The organism is Pseudomonas citrullilanati (assembly GCF_030580855.1).
Taxonomy (GTDB): Bacteria; Pseudomonadota; Gammaproteobacteria; order Pseudomonadales; family Pseudomonadaceae; genus Aquipseudomonas; species Aquipseudomonas citrulli.
In genome coordinates, this window is sequence record NZ_JAUQOP010000019.1 from 81157 (window position 1) to 98245 (window position 17089).

Below are 17089 nucleotides of genomic sequence, written 5' to 3' on the forward strand. Positions count from 1 at the left end.
GGCCCTTTCGCGAGCAAGCCCGCTCCCACAGTTGACCGAGTTCTTTCAGAAAGAATGCGGTTCAAGTGTGGGAGCGGGCTTGCTCGCGAAGGGGCCCTCAGGTGTATTACAGATCGGCCAGAATGTCGGCCATGTCGTCGGCGTGTTCTTCTTCCTGGGCCAGGATGTCTTCGAAGATGCGCCGGGTGGTGGGGTCTTTTTCGCCGATGTACTGGATGATTTCCCGGTAGCTGTCGATGGCGATACGCTCGGCCACCAGGTCCTCGTAGACCATCTCCTTGAGGGTGTTGCCCGCGACGTACTGGGCATGGGAGTTGCGGCTCAACAGGTCGGGGTTGAATTCCGGCTCGCCGCCCAGCTGCACGATGCGCTCGGCCAGCTTGTCGGCGTGCTCGGCTTCCTGGTTCGCGTGTTCGAGGAACTCACTGGCCGCCAGGCTCGCCTTGAGGCCGGTGGCCATGTAGTAGTGGCGCTTGTAGCGCAGCACGCACACCAGTTCGGTGGCCAGCGCTTCGTTGAGCAGGCGGATGACTTCTTGTCGATCGGCGCTGTAGCCCTCGGTCACGGCGCCGTTCTGCACGTTCTGTCGCGCACGTTCGCGCAGGGTGGTTACATCGGATAAGTGCATGTCGCTCATCTCATTCTCCTGGAGGCTGATCCGGTCGGGGAGCGTCACGCTCTCGGGGCGTGATCGCTTACAAGGTTGGGAGTGATGAGCGACGCAAAAGTTTTATGAAATGTGCCAGCGCCTACAATGAAGGTGAGGCGTCATGAAGGACGCCTAAGCTGGCCTTGTCCTCCCTCTCTGACCACAAGGATGTCCCCCATGTCGCAACGCTGTGCCACGCGCTACCCGTTGGTTCTGGTCCCGGGCATGCTCGGGTTCATCCGGCTGGTGCTGTATCCGTATTGGTATGGGATCGTGTCGGCGTTGCGTCGCGAAGGCGCCGTGGTGGTGGCGGTGAAGGTGTCGCCGCTGCATTCGTCGCAGGTGCGGGGTGAGCAATTGTTGGCGCGAATCGACGAGATCCTGCGCCAGACCGGTGCGCAGAAGGTCAACCTGATCGGCCACAGCCAGGGCAGCCTCACGGCCCGCTATGCCGCCGCGAAGCGCCCGGACCTGGTGGCGTCGGTCACCTCGGTGGCGGGCCCCAACCATGGCTCGGAGCTGGCCGATTACCTGCAGCGCCACTACCCCGCCGACAGCGCCAAGGGGCATTTGCTCAGCGCCTTGCTGAGGCTGGTCAATGCCCTGATGAGCGTGCTGGACACCGCCTACCACGGGCCTCGGCTGCCGGTGGATATCCAGGCTTCCCATGACTCCCTGACGACGGCGGGCGTGGCGCGGTTCAACCAGCTTTATCCCCAGGGGCTGCCGTCCACCTGGGGCGGGCACGGGCCGGAGGAAGTCGATGGGGTGCGTTATTACTCGTGGTCCGGGACCTTGCAGCCGGGCAAGACCGACAGGGGCCGCAACCTGTTCGATGGCACCCATCGCAGCTGTCGCCTGTTCGCCCGCACCTTCGTGCGCGAGGCGGGCCAATGCGATGGCATGGTCGGGCGCTACAGTTCGCACCTGGGCACGGTGATCCGCGATGACTATCCGCTGGATCACTTCGACATCGTCAACCAATCGCTGGGGCTGGTGGGCAAGGGCGCCGAGCCGATCCGCCTGTTCGTCGAGCATGCCGAGCGCTTGAAAGCGGCGGGCGTCTAGTGGCCTGTGTGGCTAATTCGTGCACTCAACTTCGGCGCCAGAATTTGCCTCGCTGCGTTGCCATTCCTCGCCGTAGCTGGCTACGACTCGTCATGGCGCCTTGCGTGGCAAACCCTGGCACTCGAATTTGAGTACCCGAATTAACCGTACAGGCCACTAGTCGCCTGGGTTGTCTACACTGGATTCATCGCCGTCACGCCCGTGCGGCATTCAGGAGAAGACGTCATGAAGATGCTGCGTGTCCCTCTGTTGATGATCGGTTTGCTGCTGTGTTCCCAGGGCTTCGCCGCGACGGCGCAGCAGACCCGGATGACCACCTGCAACGCCGACGCCACCGCCAAGGCGCTCAAGGGCGATGAGCGCAAGGCCTTCATGAGCAGCTGCCTGAAGGCCGATTCGAGCACCCCGCAGCAACGCATGAAAACCTGCAACGCCACGGCCACGACCCAGGCCCTGAAGGGCGATGCCCGCAAGGCGTTCATGAGTGAATGCCTGAAGAAGAAATAGGCGTTGAATCCATGGGCCTTGTCGCGAGCAGGCTCGCTCCCACGAGGGATTGGCAACGCTGATCGACTGTGGGAGCGCGCATCGCTCGCGATGGGGACGGCGAAAGCTGCAAAAAAACCGCTGAATTGCGACCCGGATCGGCCGATACAATGCCTAGTGCTGTCGGCGGAAGGCTGGCAGACTGCCGATCCTTTCACGCCGTTTTGCTTTGAGGCTGTATGCCAACGTTTTCTCAGCGTCATGTGTTGTTGGTGATCAGTTGGGTGATCATCTTCGGTGGGTTGTTGCTGGTGCTGCCGCTGCGCCTGTTGCCGAGCCTGCTGGCCGGCTTGCTGGTGTTCGAGTTGGTGAACATGCTCACCCCGCAGTTGCAACGACTGATCGAGGGCCGGCGGGCCCGCTGGCTGGCGGTGGCGCTGCTGGGCACGCTGGTGGTCAGCGTGCTGACGTTGATCTTCGCCGGGGCCATCAGTTTCCTGCTCCATGAAGCGGAAAACCCGGGCGCCTCCCTGGACAAGTTCATGGCAGTGGTCGACCGCGCCCGCGGGCAGTTGCCGCCGTTCATCGACGCCTACCTGCCGGCCAGCGCCGCCGAGTTCCGGGTGGCGATTGGCGCCTGGATGAGCAAGCACCTGAGCGAACTGCAACTGGTGGGCAAGGACGCGGCCCACATGTTCGTGACGCTGTTGATCGGCATGGTGCTGGGGGCCATCGTCGCCTTGCAGCGCATCCCCGACCTGACCAAGCGCAAGCCCCTGGCGGCCGCGTTGTTCGATCGCCTGAACCTGCTGGTCAAGGCGTTTCGCAACATCGTCTTCGCCCAGATCAAGATTTCCCTGCTCAACACCTTCTTCACCGGGATCTTCCTGGCGGTGGTGCTGCCGTTGTTCGGCATCAAGCTGCCGCTGACCAAGACCCTGATCGTGATGACGTTCCTGCTGGGGTTGCTGCCGGTCATCGGCAACCTGATGTCCAACACCCTGATCACCATCGTCGGCCTGTCGCTGTCGATCTGGGTCGCGGTGGCGGCGCTGGGCTACCTGATCGTGATCCACAAGCTCGAATACTTCCTCAACGCCCGGATCGTGGGCGGCCAGATCAGCGCCAAGTCCTGGGAACTGCTCATGGCGATGCTGGTGTTCGAAGCCGCGTTCGGCCTGCCGGGGGTGGTGGCGGGGCCGATCTACTATGCCTATCTCAAGAGCGAGTTGAAGCAGGTGGGGATGGTTTGATCCGGTGGATGTGGCTTCTGATCTGACGCCATCGCGAGCAAGCTCGCTCCCACAGTCAACCGCATTCCTTCTGAAGAAACCCGGCCAGCTGTGGGAGCGAGCTTGCTCGCGATACAGGCGCCTCGGTGTCAGGTCAGTCCTGCGTGCCGTAGCGCTTCATCGCCTCGATCGCCAAGCCGCTGCCAATGCTGCCGAAGATGTTGCCTTCGACGTGCTTGGCCCGGGGCAGCATCGCCGAGACGCTGTTGCGCAGCGCCGGGATGCCGCTGGAGCCGCCGGTGAAGAACACCGTATCGACCTGGTCGACGCCGACGTTGGCCGCGCCGAGCAATTGCGTGACGCTTTCGCGCACCCGTTCCAGCAGGCCGTCGATGGCCGATTCGAACAGCGCCCGGCTCAGGTCCACGCTCAGGCCCGGCTCGATCCGGTCCAGGGCCACATGGCGCTGGTCGGTGTGGGTCAGCTGGATCTTGGTTTCTTCGACTTCCATGGCCAGCCAGTGCCCGGCGCGCTGTTCGATCAACTTGAACAGGCGGTCGATGCCGCCGGTGTCCTCGATGTCGTAGCGCATGCTGTTCAGGGCCAGGGTGGATTTTTGCGCATACACCGCGTTGATGGTGTGCCAGGTCGCCAGGTTCATGTGGTGGCTGGTGGGCATGTAGGCGCCGCTTTTCATCCGGCTGCCGTAGCCGAACAGCGGCATCAGGCCTTGCAGGCTCAATTGCTTGTCGAAGTCGGTCCCGCCGATGTGCACGCCGCCGGTGGCGAGGATGTCGTCGTGGCGGTTGTCGTGGGCGCGCCGCTGGGGTGACAGGCGCACCAGGGAGAAGTCCGAGGTCCCGCCGCCGATGTCGACGATCAGCACCAACTCTTCCTTCGTGATGGTCGATTCATAATCGAAGGCGGCCGCGATGGGCTCGTACTGGAACGACACTTCCTTGAAGCCGATGGCGCGGGCGACGTCCGCCAAGGTGTTCTCGGCGTCCTGGTCGGCCAGTTCATCGTCATCGACGAAAAACACCGGGCGACCCAGCACCACTTCTTCGAATGCCCGACCGGCGGCGGTTTCGGCGCGCTGCTTCAGCTGGCCGATGAACAGCCCCAGCAGGTCCTTGAACGGCATCGCCGTGCCCAGCACGCTGGTGTCGTGCTTAATCAGCTTGGAACCCAGCAGGCTCTTGAGCGAGCGCATCAGCCGGCCTTCGTAGCCTTCCAGGTACTCGTGCAGGGCCAGTCGGCCATACACCGGCCGGCGTTCCTCGAGATTGAAAAAGACCACCGACGGCAGGGTGATCTTGTCGTCCTCCAGCGCGATCAACGTTTCCATGCCGGGGCGCAGCCAGCCGACGGTGGAGTTGGACGTGCCGAAGTCGATGCCGCAGGCACGGGCTGGGGATGCGTTTTTCATGTCTTTGCGGTTCCGGCTAAAAAAACGGCCGCGCAGTGTATGCCAGTGCGGCCCGGATTCGAAGGCCGGCTATCCGCTAATTTGCCGACGCCGGCCTTGAAAGACCGACGATGACCCCCAAACTTGCTGGCATGGGCCTGGTAGCCACAGGGCGCGTACAAGAACCGCCGCCGGCTGCCGATAAACTTCTGATGCGCCGCCCGGTCCCAATCTTGAGATCGGTCAAACCGTTGTCCGCTCATTCGGGCAGGCTGTGCGTGGCGGTGCGACATCGATAACGGATGGTGATGCTTAGATGGACTTCAAAGACTATTACAAGATCCTGGGTGTGGAGCCGACGGCGGACGACGCCACGATCAAGGCCGCCTATCGCAAATTGGCGCGCAAGTACCACCCGGATGTGAGCAAGGAAAAGGACGCCGAAACCAAGTTCAAGGACGTTTCCGAAGCCTATGAAGCGCTGAAGAGCGCCGACAAGCGCGCCGAATACGACGACCTGCGCCGCTATGGCCAGCACGGCCAGCCGTTCCAGGGCCCGCCGGGCTGGCAGAGCCGTGGCGGTTTCGGTGGCCAGGACAGCGGGGACTTCTCGGACTTCTTCAGTTCGATCTTCGGCAATCGCGGTTCAGGGTTCGGTGGCGGACAATCAGGTCGCAGCGCCGGCCGTCGAGGGCAAGACGTGGAAATGGAATTACCGATCTTCCTGGAAGAAACCCTGTCGAGCGACTCGAAGAAAGTCAGTTTCCAGGTGCCGCAATACAACGCGGCCGGCCAGCACGTGAGCAACACCAGCAAGAGCCTGAACGTGAAGATCCCGCTGGGGGTGACCGACGGCGAACGCATCCGCCTCAAGGGCCAGGGCGCACCGGGCATCGGTGGCGGCGCCAATGGCGACTTGTACCTGACCATTCGCTTCGCCCCGCATCCCAAGTTCGACGTCGAGGGCCAGGACCTGATCATCACCTTGCCCCTGGCGCCGTGGGAGCTGGCGCTGGGCACGGAAGTGGCGGTCCCGACCCTCACCGGCAAGATCAACCTCAAGGTCCCGGCCGGCAGCCAGAATGGCCAGCGCATGCGCGCCAAGGGCCACGGCCTGCGCAACAAGGCCGGCGAGCGCGGCTACCTGTTCGTGCAGCTCAAGGCCGTGATGCCCAAGGCCAGCGACGAATCGGTCAAGGCGCTGTGGGCGGAATTGGCGAAGAAGGCCGCGTTCGACCCGCGGGAGAATTTCTGACCTGCCACACAGGCCACTAGACTCGACAGTGAAAGTATTGGGAGAAGCAGAACATGAACAACCCGATCATTGAACTGAACCTGCTGGAATTCTGCGAAGCCGCGGCGTTGGCCGATGTCCATGTGATCGAGATCGTCGAGCATGGCATCCTCGAACCCCACGGTTCGGCGCCGACGGACTGGCGGTTCACCGACTACGAGTTGGTCCTGGCTCGCCGCGCGGCCAAATTGCGCCGCGAGCTGGAGCTGGAATGGGAAGGCGTCGCCCTGGCGCTCGACCTGCTGGAAGAGGTGCAGCAACTGCGCAGCGAAAACCGCATGCTCAAGCAGCGGTTGGGACGGTTGGTGGAGTGACAGCCAGCGCCATAGGCCATAGATAGTTACCGCATTCACCGGGAGGGTGCTGGTTAGGCTCGGGTTTTCCATCAAAGGATGACCCTTCATGCCTGGCCCCACCCCCCCTCTCGCCGACGCCCGTGGCGGGCATCTCGATCTGCTCAGAAGCCGCATTCCCGCCTGGTACCACCAGGCCACCGCGCAGCGCCAGCAGGAGCTGGACGCGCATTCCCTGGAACTGCCCGACTGGTACGCCAAAGCGTCCCTCGAAACCCGGGCCAGCCTGAAAGACAGCCACTCCCGCTACCGCGATCGCTTGAGCGCTATCGACAACCGGTTGAGCGAAATCCAGGATATCCGGGCCTTTGCCGAACCGCTGCTCGACCAGGCGATCCAGCAGGCCTTCAAGCGCTCGTTGAATGTCAACGAGGTCTACTTCGTCCGCAAATACGTGCGCAAGACCCGTGATGACCTGTTTGGCGCGCTGGTGCTGGATGACGAGGGCGCTCGTTTCGATCGCTACGAATACCGCGGTACTTCGCTGCTGGAGGCGGCGCTGGCCAACTTCGAGCCCGACGAAACGCTCAAGCCCGCCTGCGACGACTGCAGCCTCATTACCCGGGTGCGCCCCGTTGCCCAGGGGGACGTCATGCCGTCCGCCGAGGCCTTTCGCGCCGGGGCGTTGCCGATCGCGCCCGAAGCCTTTGCCCGGTTGTGCCGCCAACTCGACCTGGGGCGCCAATACCAGGAACACGTCGCCGCGATCGTGCAGCCGAAGGACGCCACACGCCGACGACTGGAGCGTCAATTGCGCGAGTACCACCGCAAGGCGATGGCGCTGGACATCCAGGTCGCCCTGGCCAAGGGCGACATCAGCCCGAGCGCCTGGCGGATGCTGCAACAGGTCATGGATGGCGCTGGCGCGATCACCCTGGATGGGCAAGCCGTTACCTTCACCACCCTGAACGTCTTCGGCATCGAACTGGTCGGCCCTGTGTTGATCGGTCCCGACCGTGAGCGCAGTCGTCGGGTGGTTCGGCTCGTGGCCTATCTGCCGGGCGATCCCGAGCACCCGCTCAAGGAATATGCGTCCAGTGGCGAGTTCATGGCCGAGCTACGGCAACGCCTGCACCGCATCGCCTACCGCCGCTTCTTCAGCCGCTTCTTGCCGCTGCGGCAACAGGGGATATTTTTCCGCCAGTTCCAGCAGCTCTACCAACCTGCGGCCCAGCCCGGTGAGCAGGTCGATTACCCGCTCAAACCGCCGTTGCGCCACCTGCCCATCGATACGTCCGCCATGACCGGGGATTTATGGGACTCGCTGCGCCTGCGGCAGACCCAGAAGATTCTGGCCGACGCACGTGCGGTGGCGGTGCCGACCGGCGACGAAGACCGCAAGGCCCGCCTGGCGCGCCTGGACAGTTACCTGAATGCGGTGGTCGACGTGTTCAACCTGGCGGCGTTCGTGGTGCCGGGGTTGGGGCCGCTGATGCTGACAGTGGGGGCCGTGCAAATGCTCGATGAAGCCTTCGAAGGCATCGAAGCGTTCGAGCAAGGCGAGATCCGCGAAATGTGGGCGCATTTCTCCAGTGTCGCCCTCAACACCGCCTTCATTGCCACCGGTGCCGCGGTGCTGCCGCATATCCAGTGGTCGAGCACCGTGGACGGGCTGCAAGCGGTGCAACTGGCCAATGGCGAATCGCGTCTCTGGCGGCCTGACCTCGACCCCTACCGCAGTGAGATCGAGCCGCCGGTGGACGCGTCCCCGGACGCCCAAGGCTTGTACCGGGTCGACGATCGCCAGCTCCTGTCGTTGGACGAACGCTATTACCAGGTGGAGTACGAGCCGCAGACCCTGCGCTATCGCATTCGCCATCCTTCCAATCCGCAGGCTTACCAACCCGAGCTGACCCACAACGGCAGCGGCGCCTGGCACCATGAACTGGAGCGCCCGCTGGGCTGGGAAGGGACCACGTTGATGCGGCGCCTGGGCCCGATGGTCCAGGACTTCAGCGACATTGAACTGGAACAGATCCGCCTCGCCAGTGCCACGCCCGAGGCGGTGCTGCGGCGCGTGCATGTCGAGGGCGAGCCGGTGCCGGTGCTGTTGGCGGACACCCTCGAACGCTTTGGCCTGTGTCGGAAGATCGAACGGTTCATCAGCCAATTGCAGGGCGACGAGCCCCTGCGTCATGGGCAGGCCGACCCGATGGGCCAACTGTATCTGCTCACGCGCTACGGGCCGTGGCCGCGGGGGCTGAAGTTGAGGGTGGTCGACGGGGCCGGCCGGGACCGGTGGACCTATGTCCGTCCCTCCGAGGGAACGCTGGTGGTGCGCGAGATAGTCATGGCCGAAGGCGACCTGCAGGCGGCGTCGGTCCTGGAACGACTGATCGAGGCTGCGGATGCCGTGGGCGTCGATGTGTTGGCCGCCACGAGGCCGCCGATCGCGAAGACGAACATGGCCGCCCGCGTCCGGCAGTTGCGTGGCGAACTCGCCAAGGCGTTGGCGAATGACAAGGTGCAGGTGCTCAACGATTTCTACGCCCGGCGCAAGGTGCCGACCGACCCCTACGTCGCGCTGCTCAAGTCGCGTTTTCCCTCGGTGCCGACGGCGGCCATCGAGCAGGTCCTGGGCCTGGCCAGCCCGGACGAACGCCAGCACATGGAAGCGTGGGATTTTGCCGACGCCCACCAGACCAAACCCATTCCGCTGCGCATCGCCGAGGAACTGCGCCATTACCAGCGCGGGGTGCGCCTGAACCGGGCCTACGAGGGCATGTACCAACCCATGCTGGCCACGGCGGATACCCCTCGGCTGGTGCTGGCGACGTTGCAAACCTTGCCCGGCTGGAGCGACACGGTACGTATCGAGTTGCGCGAGGGCACGGTGTCGGGCGCGCTGATCGACAGCATCGGGCCGCGGGACGCGCGGCAGGTCAAGCTCGTGGTACGGGACGACGATCACTACAAGGCCTTCGACGACAAGGGTAATGAATTAAGCCATTGGCGCGATATCTACGAGGCCCTGCAACACGCCCTGCCGGATGCCGAACGCCAGGCCATGGGCCGGCCTTCGATTCATCACGCCGGTTTGTTGAAAGACGCCATGGGGGCAACCCCACTGGACCGCGATGCACTGGCGAAGCGGCTGGAGATGCCCGCGCTCAAGCCTACCTTCAAGTCACCGATGCGCCTGGCGTCGGGCAAGGTCGGCTACCCGATGGGCGGCCTGCGCGAACGCCTGGGGCTGGGGCCATCGCCGGAGAGCCGGGTCCGGGACTTGTACCCGGGGTATTCCACCGAGCAGGTCCGGGCGCTGCTGGAATCGCTGGGCGATGGTGCGGTCATGGAACTCAAGCGCCGCAAGGTCGAACTGAAGATGCTGCGTCGGGACCTGGACCGTTGGGTCGCTACCCCGGCACGGCGCGACGTCGAGCCCCCTTTCAGCGAAGACGTGCCAAGGACGGCCAGGCAAGTCGTCGCTGAACAGATCGTGGAATGCTGGAGGCGCCAGTCCAGGTTCCTGTTGGCGGAGGGGGGTGAGAGCGTCGGCTATGAACTTGACCTGACTTGGTTGAACGTCGGGACACTGCCGGACCTGACGGCCGACTTCAGTCATGTGGGCGTGCTGGGACTTTCTGGCATGGGGTTGTCACTGAGTCGCCTGGAACATTTTCTCGCCCTGTTCCCGTCCGTTCGCTGGCTGGACCTCACCGGTAACCGGCTGACCGAGGTGCCCGAAGCACTGCGGGGGATGACCGGCCTGACCCGGCTCAACCTTGGAACGAACTCGATCACCCTGACCCCTGGCGGTGCCGGAATCCTGCAAGATCTCACCCGCTTGGAGATCCTGTTTCTGGAGCGCAACCCCCTGGCGCTGCTGCCGGATTTCAGCGCCTTGCGCGAGCTGCGTCATCTGGGGCTCAGGCGAACCGGGATCGACACCTGGCCCCGCGGCCTGGGCGACCAGCCACTGCAGCAACTCGACTTGCGCGATAACCGCCTGACAGAGGTGCCGGATGAGCTGCTGGACCCGCTGGCCGGGCAGGCCTACGCCAGGGCGTTGATCAACCGTGGCACGCTGTTGCAGGGCAACCCGCTGAGCGAAAGGACCCAGGCGCGCTTGAGCGACTACTGGGCAAGCCTTTCGCTGTTGCATCCCGACTGGGCCCTCCAGCGCTTGCCCGACGCCTTTGGGTATGCCGCGTCGGTCGGCCGGGCGAATGTGCAGTTTTGGACCCGGGGCCTGTCCGGCCCGGTGCTGACGGACAGAATCGCTGTATGGCTAAGCCTGTCGGGTGACGCCGGGTCGGAGGAGTTCTTTGAACTGTTGAGCCGGTTGGCCGAATCCTACCAGGGTCGGAAAGATTATCCGGACCTCCAGGCCCGGGTCTGGCGAATGCTCGAAGCGGCGGCGCGCTCCACCGACTTGCGGCGCGAGTTGTTCGACTGGGCCGGACGGCCAGCCTGTGAGGATCGCGCCGCGTTGTCGTTCAGCTACCTGGAAATCCGCTTGATGATCCACGACGCCAAGGCCCTGGCGTCCGGCCGGGATGAAGCGGCAGCCCTCGTCGACTTGGCCAAGGGGCTGTTCCGTCTCGACGAAGTGGAACGGATTGCCCTGCAGGATATCCAGCGGCGTCGTGACGCCATCAATGCTCGCCTCGATCTCTCAAGCCAGGAGAAGCTCGAAAACCTGGCGCTGATAGAAGAAGTCGAGGTGCGCCTGGCTTACCGGATGGGCCTCAAGGAACGCTTGGCGCTGCCCGGGCAGCCATCGGGCGCGGACTTTGCCCTCTTGGGGGAGGTTGCGCGTAGCGAACTGGACGCCGCGGCCGCTCGAATCCTGGCGCTGGACGATTCACCCCAGCAGTTCCAGGCCCTGGTGGGCCGGGATTTCTGGGTCGACTATTTGAAGCAGCAACACGGGCCGTCCTTCCAGGCGTTGACGGACAGCCTCATTGCCGAGCAGATCAAGCTGGACGAGGCGAGGGCGGGTGGCCTCTTGAAAGAAGCCGATTATGTCGGTCAGTCCGAGGCGTTGGACCTGCACCATAAGATCCAGGAGGCCGAGCTGATCCAGTCGTTGACGCGAACCGAGCTGGACGCGTTGGCGAACAGCACCGACCTGTAGCGCCAGGGCCCATGGCGAGGGAGCACGCACCCTCGCCATTTCACCTCAGAACAGGAAGTACCGCTGCGCCATCGGCAACACCTCGGCCGGTTCGCACCACAGCAAGACTCCGTCGGCCTTGACCTGGTAGGTCTGCGGGTCGACGTCGATACGCGGCAAGTAGTCGTTGTGGATCAGGTCGGTCTTGCGCACATCGCGGCAACCCTTGACCACGGCGATCTGCTTCTTCAAGCCCAACTGCTCCGGCAGTCCCGCCTCGGCGGCGGCCTGGCTGATGAAGGTCAGGCAGGTGGCATGGCGCGAGCCGCCGAAGCTGGCGAACATCGGCCGGTAATGCACCGGCTGCGGCGTCGGGATCGAGGCATTGGCGTCGCCCATCAGGCTGGCGGCGATCGCCCCGCCCTTGAGGATCAGCGTCGGCTTGACGCCGAAGAACGCCGGGCGCCACAGCACCAGGTCGGCCCACTTGCCCACTTCGATGGAGCCCACTTCATGGCTGATGCCGTGGGTGATCGCCGGGTTGATGGTGTACTTGGCGATGTAGCGCTTGATGCGGAAGTTGTCGTTGCCTTCGCCATCGCCGGGCAGCGCGCCGCGTTGCTTCTTCATCTTGTCGGCGGTCTGCCAGGTGCGGGTGATGACTTCGCCGACGCGGCCCATGGCCTGGCTGTCGGAGCTGATCATCGAGAACGCGCCGAGGTCGTGGAGGATGTCTTCGGCGGCGATGGTCTCGCGGCGGATGCGGCTTTCGGCGAACGCCACGTCCTCGGCGATGCTCGGGTCCAGGTGATGGCAGACCATCAGCATGTCCAGGTGTTCGTCGATGGTGTTGCGGGTGAAGGGCCGGGTCGGGTTGGTGGAACTGGGCAACACATTGGCAAAGCCACAGGCCTTGATGATGTCCGGCGCGTGACCGCCCCCGGCACCTTCGGTGTGGTAGGTGTGGATGGTGCGGCCCTTGAACGCGGCCAGGGTGGTTTCGACGAAGCCCGATTCGTTGAGGGTGTCGGTGTGGATCGCCACTTGCACGTCGTACTGGTCGGCCACGCCCAGGCAGTTGTCGATGGCCGCCGGCGTGGTGCCCCAGTCCTCGTGCAGCTTCAGGCCGATGGCCCCGGCCTTGACCTGTTCCACCAGTGGCTCGGGCAGGCTGGCGTTGCCCTTGCCGGTGAAACCCATGTTCATCGGAAAGGCATCGGCGGCCTGGAGCATGCGCGCCAGGTGCCACGGGCCGGAGGTGCACGTGGTGGCGTTGGTCCCGGTGGCCGGGCCCGTGCCGCCGCCGATCATGGTGGTGACGCCGCTCATCAGCGCTTCTTCGATCTGCTGGGGGCAGATGAAGTGGATGTGGGTGTCGATGCCGCCGGCCGTGAGAATCATGCCTTCGCCGGCGATCACTTCGGTGCTGGCGCCGATGGCGATGGTCACGTCGGGCTGGATGTCCGGGTTGCCGGCCTTGCCGATGGCCGCGATGCGCCCGTCCTTGAGGCCGACATCGGCCTTGACGATGCCCCAGTGGTCGATGATCAGCGCGTTGGTGATCAGCGTGTCGACCACCTCGGCAGCCAGCAACTGGCCCTGGCCCATGCCATCGCGAATCACCTTGCCGCCGCCGAACTTCACTTCTTCACCGTAGGTGGTGAAGTCCTTTTCCACTTCGATCCACAGCTCGGTGTCGGCCAGGCGGACCTTGTCGCCGACGGTGGGGCCGAACATGTCGGCGTAGGCTTGGCGGGAGATTTTCATGTGCTTGCCTTGAGATTCAATTGATTTCGGAACTGTTCGCTCTGCTCACATCGCGAGCAAGCTCGCTCCCACAGGAGAACGCGGACAAATGTGGGAGCGAGCTCGCTCGCGATGAGGCCAGTGCAGACACCCAATGACTTACAGATCGCCCATGATCCGCCCGGCAAACCCGAACACCCGGCGATGTCCGGCCAGGTCCACCAGCTCCACCTCCCGGCTCTGTCCCGGTTCGAAGCGCACGGCAGTGCCGGCCGGGATGTTCAGGCGCATGCCGCGGCTGGCGGCGCGGTCGAAGGCCAGGGCGTCATTGGTTTCGAAAAAATGGTAGTGCGAGCCGACCTGGATCGGCCGGTCGCCGCTGTTGGCGACAGTCAGGGTCAGCGTGCGGCGGCCGACGTTGAGTTCGATGTCGCCGGGCTGGACCTGGTATTGGCCTGGAATCATTGTGGTTGTCCCAACGTCTTGAAGTAGATGGCGGTCGGCGAATAGGCTCCGTCCGGGTTCTGGCAGTAATCGGGCAGCTCGCCGACGCGGGTGTAGCCCATGGCGCGGTAGAAGGCTTCGGCGTCGGAGCCCGCCGCGGTGTCGAGGTACAACAGGCCACGCTTGTACTGGCGCGCGCCGAGCTCCAGGGCATTCATCAACTGTTGGCCGAGGCCGCGACGCCGGGCCTCGCCGCGTACCAGCAGCTTCTGCACCTCGGCGCGGTTGAGCCCGTTGGGTTTCTGGCACAGCGCGAGTTGGACACTGGCCTGCACCTGCTCGTCCTTGACCACCACCCACAGCAACAGGCTGCCCTGGTTGAGACTGGCCTGGACCTCATCGAAGTAGGCGCGGGCCTGGGCGGCGTCGAGGTCGGCCATGAACCCCACGCTGGCGCCATGGCCGACGGCGTCGAGCAACAGGTCGATCAGGCCCTGGCGATAATGCGCAAAGCTTTCAGCGTGGACTCGACGCAACTGGGCGGCGTTCATCGGGGTTCACTCCTGGTTGGCAGCCGGCGCGGGGGCTCCGGGGTTGAGGTTCAACTGCATGAAGGTCAGGTCCAGCCACTGGCCGAACTTGGTGCCCACCTGGGGCATTTGCCCGGTGATGACGAAACCGGCCCGCTCATGCAGGCGGATCGAGGCGGCGTTACCGCTTTCGATGGCGGCGACCATGATGTGCTTGCCGCCGGCCTTCGCGCGTTCGATCAGGGCACCCATCAACAACGGGCCGATACCCTGGCCGCGCTGGTCGCTGCGCACGTACACCGAGTGCTCCACGGTGTGGCGGAAACCGTCGAACGGCCGCCAGTCGCCGAACGAAGCGTAGCCGAGCACATTCGCCTCGCCATCGACGGCGACGAGCACCGGGTAGCCCTGGGCTTGCCGGGCGGCGAACCATGCCTGGCGATTGTCCAGGTCGACGGTCCGGTCGTTCCAGATCGCGGTGGTGTTGAGCACAGCGTCGTTGTAGATGGCGCGGATCGCCGGCAGGTCGGCGGGTTGGGCATCACGAACGTGGCAAGTCATGGTGCGACCTCAGGCGATGGGCTGGTGGACGGTGACCAGTTTGGTGCCGTCGGGAAATGTGGCCTCGACCTGGATCTCCGGGATCATCTCCGCGATGCCTTCCATCACCTGTTCGCGGCTCAGCAACGTGGTGCCGTAGTGCATCAGCTCGGCCACGGTCTGGCCGTCACGGGCGCCTTCGAGCAGGGCCGCGGAAATGTAGGCCATGGCCTCCGGATAATTGAGCTTCAGACCACGGGCCAACCGCCGCTCGGCGACGAGGCCGGCGGTGAAGATCAGCAACTTGTCTTTTTCGCGTGGGGTCAGGTCCATGTGCAATCCATAAGGGCAGATAGAAAATTAGGGCTCAAAACAGGTACCCCTGTGGGAACAACACCTGTGGGAACAACACCTGTGAGAGCAAAGCCTGTGGGAGCAAAGCTTGCTCGCGACAGCACCTGGGTCCATCAGAAGGACCGCGTTATCGTTTATCGCGAGCAAGCTTTGCTCCCACAGACAGTCATTGCTTGCACAGTGTTGATCCCACAGCAAAGCCATTCAGGTACTCCAGATTCTCGGGGGCACGGCTTCGCGCCCCAGCAACGCCGGCCTGAGCAAGCGCCACAATTCGATCAACCATCCCCGCGCCAGCAACGCTTCGCTCGCCAGACACCGCGCCACGACCAGGCCGGGCAATTGGGTCAGGTCGCCACGAACGTCATGGCCCAGGGATCGGCACTGCTCCAGCAATGCGCCATCGATTTCGCCGGTCACCAGCAAGGTGGCGAATACCGGGTCGCCGCCCAACCCGATCGGGGAGTCGAGCAAGCCATCGCCGCCCACAATGCGCTGGCGTTCGTGCCACAGCAACTGTCCGTCGCGGCGAATGTCCAGGTGCGACTGGAAATGCCCCAGGTCGAAGCGCTCGCCACTGGCCGGCCGGCCGAGGGCGACCATGTCCCAGTAAAACAGGCGCCCGTCGCCGTGCAGGTCGACGGTGGTGCGCAGCTCGGCCTGGGCCGCGCTGAAGACGATGGTTTCCTGGGGCAGCCATTCCAGCGTCGCCCCGGCGTCGACACTCAGGGCCAGGTGCTGGTACGCCGGGCTGGCGGCGCGGTACCACTTGGCCGCGCCGGGGCTGGTCAGTTGCACCCAGGCGCCCGTGCCGACGTGGGCGCGGATGTCCAGGCGGTCACCGCCGGCAATCCCGCCCGGCGGATGGACGATGATGTGCTGGCACACCTCGGGGCCTTCGGCGTAGAGGTGCTTCTGTACCCGCAACGGGCCTGCATGGCGGCGTTGGACCGGGCGTGTACTGTCGCCGAAACGGGCATAGCCAAGGTCCAGCTCGGCGTGCCAACGGGGGGTGAACAGGTTTGTCGCGGACAGGGGTAGGTTCATGATTTCTGATGATTGTCAGGAGGCTACAGACTAGATCGTAACCAGCCCGCGCACACCCTCGGCCTCCATGTTTTCTCCGCGCCCCTGCTGCACGATTTCGCCCCGGGACATCACCAGGTACTGATCGGCCAGCTCGGCGGCGAAGTCGTAGAACTGCTCCACCAGCAAGATCGCCATGTCGCCGCGGGCGGCCAGTTTCTTGATGACCAGGCCGATCTCCTTGATCACCGAGGGCTGGATGCCTTCGGTGGGTTCGTCGAGGATCAGCAGCCGCGGACGGCTGGCCAGGGCCCGGCCGATGGCGAGCTGCTGTTGCTGGCCGCCGGACAGGTCGCCGCCACGGCGGTGCTTCATCTGCAGCAGCACCGGGAACAGTTCGTAGATGAACGCCGGCACTTCCTTGGCCTGCGAACCGGGAAAGCGCGACAGGCCCATCAGCAGGTTTTCTTCCACCGTCAGCCGGCCGAAAATCTCCCGGCCCTGGGGCACGTAGGCGATGCCGGCGTGGACCCGCTGGTGCGGCTTGAAGGCGGTGATGGCCTGGCCTTCCCAGTTCACCGCGCCTTCCCTGGCCGGCAACAGGCCCATCAGGCATTTGAGCAGGGTGGTCTTGCCCACGCCGTTGCGACCCAGCAGGCAGGTCACTTCGCCGACCTTCACGTCGAACGACAGGCCCCGCAGGATGTGGCTACCGCCGTAGTACTGGTGCAGCTTGTCGACTTGCAGCATTTCCAGATTCTCCTCAAGCCTGCTGTCGGAGCGATAGCTTTCTGTGGGAGCAAAGCTTGCTCGCGACGAACGATAACGCGGTCCTTCTGATGGACCGAGGTGCTGCCGTCGCGATCAAGCATTTCTCCCACAATCCCGCAGCCACAAACG

Annotated in this window: 15 protein-coding genes; 6 read left to right on the plus strand and 9 right to left on the minus strand. The window is 64.3% G+C overall.

The window, feature by feature from the left end; genetic code table 11:
* Positions 1-106 precede the first annotated feature (106 nt).
* On the minus strand, positions 107-637 hold the full coding sequence (locus Q6A48_RS14540) for a ferritin-like domain-containing protein (protein WP_304554806.1): 531 nt from the start codon (positions 635-637) through the stop codon (positions 107-109).
* A gap of 189 nt (positions 638-826) precedes the next feature.
* Here Q6A48_RS14540 and Q6A48_RS14545 point away from each other — a divergent pair, with 189 nt between their 5' ends.
* The 3 genes from Q6A48_RS14545 to Q6A48_RS14555 all read left to right on the plus strand — a co-directional run bounded on the left by Q6A48_RS14545 (position 827) and on the right by Q6A48_RS14555 (position 3456).
* Entirely contained in the window at positions 827-1717 is an 891-nt protein-coding gene (locus Q6A48_RS14545) for an esterase/lipase family protein (RefSeq protein WP_304554807.1), read from the plus strand.
* Between the two features lie 225 nt (positions 1718-1942).
* Complete coding sequence (locus Q6A48_RS14550) at positions 1943-2224, plus strand: PsiF family protein (protein ID WP_304554808.1); 282 nt, start codon at positions 1943-1945, stop codon at positions 2222-2224.
* 218 nt (positions 2225-2442) lie between these two features.
* On the plus strand, positions 2443-3456 hold the full coding sequence (locus tag Q6A48_RS14555; protein WP_304554809.1) for an AI-2E family transporter: 1014 nt from the start codon (positions 2443-2445) through the stop codon (positions 3454-3456).
* A 133-nt stretch (positions 3457-3589) separates the two neighbouring features.
* Here Q6A48_RS14555 and Q6A48_RS14560 read toward each other — a convergent pair whose 3' ends face one another.
* Positions 3590-4864, minus strand: a complete 1275-nt coding sequence (locus Q6A48_RS14560; RefSeq protein WP_304554810.1) for an Hsp70 family protein — start codon at positions 4862-4864, stop codon at positions 3590-3592.
* Positions 4865-5159: 295 nt separating this feature from the next.
* On the opposite strand from Q6A48_RS14560, the gene Q6A48_RS14565 reads away from it, so the two are divergent.
* The 3 genes from Q6A48_RS14565 (at position 5160) to Q6A48_RS14575 (ending at position 11570) form a co-directional block, all read left to right on the plus strand.
* Positions 5160-6098: a DnaJ C-terminal domain-containing protein gene (locus Q6A48_RS14565; protein WP_304554811.1), complete on the plus strand. Its 939-nt coding sequence runs from the start codon at positions 5160-5162 to the stop codon at positions 6096-6098.
* 53 nt (positions 6099-6151) lie between these two features.
* The gene (locus tag Q6A48_RS14570) at positions 6152-6451 is read left to right on the plus strand and encodes a chaperone modulator CbpM (RefSeq protein ID WP_304554812.1); all 300 of its coding nucleotides are present in this window, start codon (positions 6152-6154) and stop codon (positions 6449-6451) included.
* Positions 6452-6539: 88 nt separating this feature from the next.
* Positions 6540-11570, plus strand: coding sequence for an NEL-type E3 ubiquitin ligase domain-containing protein (locus tag Q6A48_RS14575; RefSeq protein ID WP_304554813.1), 5031 nt, complete (start codon positions 6540-6542; stop codon positions 11568-11570).
* Between the two features lie 45 nt (positions 11571-11615).
* On the opposite strand, the gene ureC is transcribed toward Q6A48_RS14575, so the two are convergent.
* The 7 genes from ureC to urtE form a co-directional block, all read right to left on the minus strand.
* Positions 11616-13316 (minus strand): urease subunit alpha, encoded by a 1701-nt coding sequence (ureC, locus tag Q6A48_RS14580; RefSeq protein ID WP_304554814.1) that lies wholly within the window; start codon positions 13314-13316, stop codon positions 11616-11618.
* Positions 13317-13454: 138 nt separating this feature from the next.
* Complete coding sequence (locus Q6A48_RS14585) at positions 13455-13760, minus strand: urease subunit beta (RefSeq protein ID WP_304554815.1); 306 nt, start codon at positions 13758-13760, stop codon at positions 13455-13457.
* Positions 13757-14290, minus strand: a complete 534-nt coding sequence (locus Q6A48_RS14590; RefSeq protein WP_304554816.1) for a GNAT family N-acetyltransferase — start codon at positions 14288-14290, stop codon at positions 13757-13759. The genes Q6A48_RS14585 and Q6A48_RS14590 overlap by 4 nt, the downstream gene beginning before the upstream one ends.
* 6 nt (positions 14291-14296) lie before the next feature.
* Positions 14297-14830 (minus strand): GNAT family N-acetyltransferase, encoded by a 534-nt coding sequence (locus Q6A48_RS14595; RefSeq protein WP_304554817.1) that lies wholly within the window; start codon positions 14828-14830, stop codon positions 14297-14299.
* Between the two features lie 9 nt (positions 14831-14839).
* Complete coding sequence (ureA, locus tag Q6A48_RS14600) at positions 14840-15142, minus strand: urease subunit gamma (RefSeq protein ID WP_304554818.1); 303 nt, start codon at positions 15140-15142, stop codon at positions 14840-14842.
* Positions 15143-15367: 225 nt separating this feature from the next.
* On the minus strand, positions 15368-16210 hold the full coding sequence (locus Q6A48_RS14605) for an urease accessory protein UreD (protein WP_304554819.1): 843 nt from the start codon (positions 16208-16210) through the stop codon (positions 15368-15370).
* A 30-nt stretch (positions 16211-16240) separates the two neighbouring features.
* The gene (gene urtE, locus Q6A48_RS14610; protein ID WP_304554820.1) at positions 16241-16939 is read right to left on the minus strand and encodes an urea ABC transporter ATP-binding subunit UrtE; all 699 of its coding nucleotides are present in this window, start codon (positions 16937-16939) and stop codon (positions 16241-16243) included.
* Positions 16940-17089 lie beyond the last annotated feature (150 nt).

Coding starts and splice junctions, on each gene's coding strand:
- Q6A48_RS14570 (WP_304554812.1), top strand. CDS start 6,152: ATGAACAACCCGATCATTGAACTGAACCTGCTGGAATTCTGCGAAGCC.
- Q6A48_RS14560 (WP_304554810.1), bottom strand. CDS start 4,864: ATGAAAAACGCATCCCCAGCCCGTGCCTGCGGCATCGACTTCGGCACG.
- ureA (WP_304554818.1), bottom strand. CDS start 15,142: ATGGACCTGACCCCACGCGAAAAAGACAAGTTGCTGATCTTCACCGCC.
- urtE (WP_304554820.1), bottom strand. CDS start 16,939: ATGCTGCAAGTCGACAAGCTGCACCAGTACTACGGCGGTAGCCACATC.
- Q6A48_RS14590 (WP_304554816.1), bottom strand. CDS start 14,290: ATGAACGCCGCCCAGTTGCGTCGAGTCCACGCTGAAAGCTTTGCGCAT.
- Q6A48_RS14545 (WP_304554807.1), top strand. CDS start 827: ATGTCGCAACGCTGTGCCACGCGCTACCCGTTGGTTCTGGTCCCGGGC.
- ureC (WP_304554814.1), bottom strand. CDS start 13,316: ATGAAAATCTCCCGCCAAGCCTACGCCGACATGTTCGGCCCCACCGTC.
- Q6A48_RS14575 (WP_304554813.1), top strand. CDS start 6,540: ATGCCTGGCCCCACCCCCCCTCTCGCCGACGCCCGTGGCGGGCATCTC.
- Q6A48_RS14555 (WP_304554809.1), top strand. CDS start 2,443: ATGCCAACGTTTTCTCAGCGTCATGTGTTGTTGGTGATCAGTTGGGTG.
- Q6A48_RS14540 (WP_304554806.1), bottom strand. CDS start 637: ATGAGCGACATGCACTTATCCGATGTAACCACCCTGCGCGAACGTGCG.
- Q6A48_RS14595 (WP_304554817.1), bottom strand. CDS start 14,830: ATGACTTGCCACGTTCGTGATGCCCAACCCGCCGACCTGCCGGCGATC.
- Q6A48_RS14550 (WP_304554808.1), top strand. CDS start 1,943: ATGAAGATGCTGCGTGTCCCTCTGTTGATGATCGGTTTGCTGCTGTGT.
- Q6A48_RS14605 (WP_304554819.1), bottom strand. CDS start 16,210: ATGAACCTACCCCTGTCCGCGACAAACCTGTTCACCCCCCGTTGGCAC.
- Q6A48_RS14565 (WP_304554811.1), top strand. CDS start 5,160: ATGGACTTCAAAGACTATTACAAGATCCTGGGTGTGGAGCCGACGGCG.
- Q6A48_RS14585 (WP_304554815.1), bottom strand. CDS start 13,760: ATGATTCCAGGCCAATACCAGGTCCAGCCCGGCGACATCGAACTCAAC.